The 2991-nt window shown below is 32.6% G+C and carries 2 protein-coding genes and 1 pseudogene; 1 reads left to right on the plus strand and 2 read right to left on the minus strand.

Annotation, left to right across the window (positions count from 1 at the left end; genetic code table 11):
• A pseudogene (locus KPC_RS18700) lies at nucleotides 1-894 on the minus strand (VWA domain-containing protein); the annotation flags it as partial.
• On the minus strand, nucleotides 882-2384 hold the full coding sequence (locus tag KPC_RS18705) for an AAA family ATPase (RefSeq protein ID WP_121975835.1): 1503 nt from the start codon (nucleotides 2382-2384) through the stop codon (nucleotides 882-884). The gene KPC_RS18705 and the pseudogene KPC_RS18700, both read right to left, overlap by 13 nt.
• Before the next feature lie 173 nt (nucleotides 2385-2557).
• Here KPC_RS18705 and KPC_RS18710 point away from each other — a divergent pair.
• The coding region (locus KPC_RS18710) for a hypothetical protein (RefSeq protein ID WP_121975836.1) at nucleotides 2558-2991 on the plus strand (434 nt) is incomplete at its 3' end.

A 2991-nucleotide genomic window follows, 5' to 3' on the forward strand; every position in this document is an offset into this window, starting at 1 on the left:
GTGTATTCCCTGTATATTAAAACTCATTAAATTTGATTCTAAGTATTTTAAATCAAATAAAGTTTCTAATTCTGGATCAGATAATAAAGCCAGTTCACTGGGTAATGCCAGATTCAAATCCTGAGCTAGTCTAACCCCAATAATTTCATCTCTGGCATGCAGATTTATTATTTCATCTTGTTGATCATCCTGATTTCTATTTGCTAAAGGTTTACGAGAATAATGACTTGGCTGAGCGTTTCCGATCATCTCACAAAGCTTTAATAATTCTGGATCATTCTCTAAATAATTGAGCCATTCTTCAAATTGGTTCACATCCTGAGGTCGTAACTTCCCAGTCGAATAATCAATAAAAATTCCTGTATCTATACCTAAAGATTCTTTGTGTTTTGCCATTTTTTGCAAGGTTGCCAAAAAATCTTTAATCTCTTCTAAAAAAGCATCACGCTGTAATGCAAGCTGCTCAAACTCCCAATGTGCAACTGCTTCTGTAAGTTGACGTTGCCACTTTTCCTTTATCAGCCGAAACTGTAACTGAAGTTCAGCATTGTTATGACTCAATAATTCCGGGTTATTTCCAAGCTGAAACTTCCAAATATCAGCCAATCCAGTCTTTCCAGAAATTTGATAGAACTCAATATATTGCTTTAATATTTCATTAAAATCATTAACACTTACTGCCTCTACCTGATTCCAGCGCTCTAGTTCTTTTACATATTTTAAATAAGGATGAGCCTGATCCAGACTTGATTTCGCCTGACATGCCCATTGCCTAACTTTCTCATCCAGATGCTGAGAAAATTTCTGATCTTCAAGCCAATGTTTTAAAGTGGAGTGACGTAGTTCGCCATACAATTGATCTACGGATTGCTCAAGTAGATTTATTGTTTGCATAATTGCTCAAGCCTTTGCATATCACTCACTTGCAAATCATAACGGGTTATTTTTTCCTGAACCTGTCGTAATAATTGTGTTACTTCATCTTTTACAATAAATACTGAATAAAATTGTTCAGATTGTTCATTCAAACGTTGTTGAATAATCTTTTTTTCTTGTTCAAACTGTTCCTTTAATTCCTGAACATTGTGTAAAAGATCATATTTTTCCTGAGCCGACACATTATTTCTTTTACTGCCTTTCTCATATTTAATGTAAGGTGTTACAACTTCTTCCAGACCATAGTACCCTCCTTTTAGATTACATTGTCGAGTACCATTAAAATTACAGACAATTCCCCGGATCTCTTCACCACGCTCATCAACTGCAAAAAAATCTTTTTTTGTATCCATTTTATTTAATTCTAAATACAACACCTTATCTTTATAGTGCTGATCCAGATTAGTAATCGCTTTGAGATACTCTTTATCTTTAATTAAATAACTCTCATACACATCATCCATATAGTAAAATGTATGCAAAATCTTATTTTCGAGTAGATCTTTTTTCTGAATTAACGCGTCATAATCAAGATCTGAGTTCAACCCATAGTCAGCAATAGTCTCTTGAAGAGTTTTTTCAATATATGCAATATCATCTATTTGATTCCATAAACAATATTGTAATATGAAAAGATCAGTCAAATTCACTTGATTGCGATCATTTAAAAAAGCGGATGTTTTTAATAAATAAGCGATTCGTTGCCATCTACGATCAGAAACGTAAATTTGATGGTCATCATAAATAAAATCCAGCTTATGCTTTATAGCATCGATAATTTTGAGGATATCGTCTGGAAACTGTACATCATATATTTGCTCTCTCCATAACAAAAGTTCTGATTCTTTGACAACTAAATCAGAAGCAATCTCAACCTTTGCCGAATTTGGTTTCGCCTGTAATAGTGCATGAAAGTTTTCTAGTTTTACAATCGGCTTTACAACCAAACGCAATATAAAACGGTCATACAATGCATCTAATCCCTGATTTTCCATAGGAATTTCATTTGACGCACTCATTAAAACTTTCAAAAGAACCTTCTCTATAGCTTCCCCATTCTTAAAAATTTTTTCATTAAGTAATGTTAACAGTGTATTTAATATAGCTGGACTGGCTTTCCATATTTCATCGAGAAAAGCAAAATCAGCTTGAGGTAAATAATGCTCAGTTTTACGTAAATATTGATCCTGCTTGAGTGCTTTGATTGAAACAGGTCCAAAAATTTCTTCTGGCGTACTAAATCTATTCATCAAATATTCAAAATATGACCTGACTTCAAATGCTGAAGCAATTCGCCTTGATATAAGACTTTTTGCTGTTCCTGGCGCACCATATAAAAATGTATTTGAACCTGCAATTGCGGCAAGCAAACTCAGTGCAATTACATGTTCCCTCTCATACATATTTTCAGAAATAGCTGAAATCAAGGTTTGAATACGTTTTTTCATTACTACAGCAATTTAGATTTAGATATAATTATTGTAAACTTCTCATGAAACTTTAGGAAATTTGAATCATATTTTAAGCATTTATCCTCATCAATTGATGTTATATGCTTTTGTGAAAGCATCATGCCCAACAATATTATATAATCCAAGTTCATTCATATTTGGTCAGAAATATGTTTCACATCTACCTAATATTGATAAAACTATTAAAAATCAATCGTTTTAAATATCGCTCTCTAACTCAAAACGAAATCAGGATAGCCCAGAGTGTTTTTGGAAATCTGATTCAATATGATCAGGTTAAAGTCATGAACCACCCTTATCTCCCTTGGCAGCCTAAAGGGATATTTATGGCACCAGATGGTTATATTCATGTGAAAAATGCGAACTATAGTGATGACTATGCACTAGAAAATTTAACATATCAGGCTATTTTTATTCATGAAATGGCACATATCTATCAATATCAACAAAAAATAAACGTGTTATGGCATGGTGCAATTTTACAAATGGCATATTATCTTTCTTTCAAAAAATACAACCCATATAACTACAAACTTATTGAAAATAAAGATTTTTTTGAATACAATATTGAACAGCAAGGTGA

It is taken from the genome of Acinetobacter stercoris, assembly GCF_900323515.1.
In the GTDB taxonomy this organism is placed as follows: domain Bacteria; phylum Pseudomonadota; class Gammaproteobacteria; order Pseudomonadales; family Moraxellaceae; genus Acinetobacter; species Acinetobacter stercoris.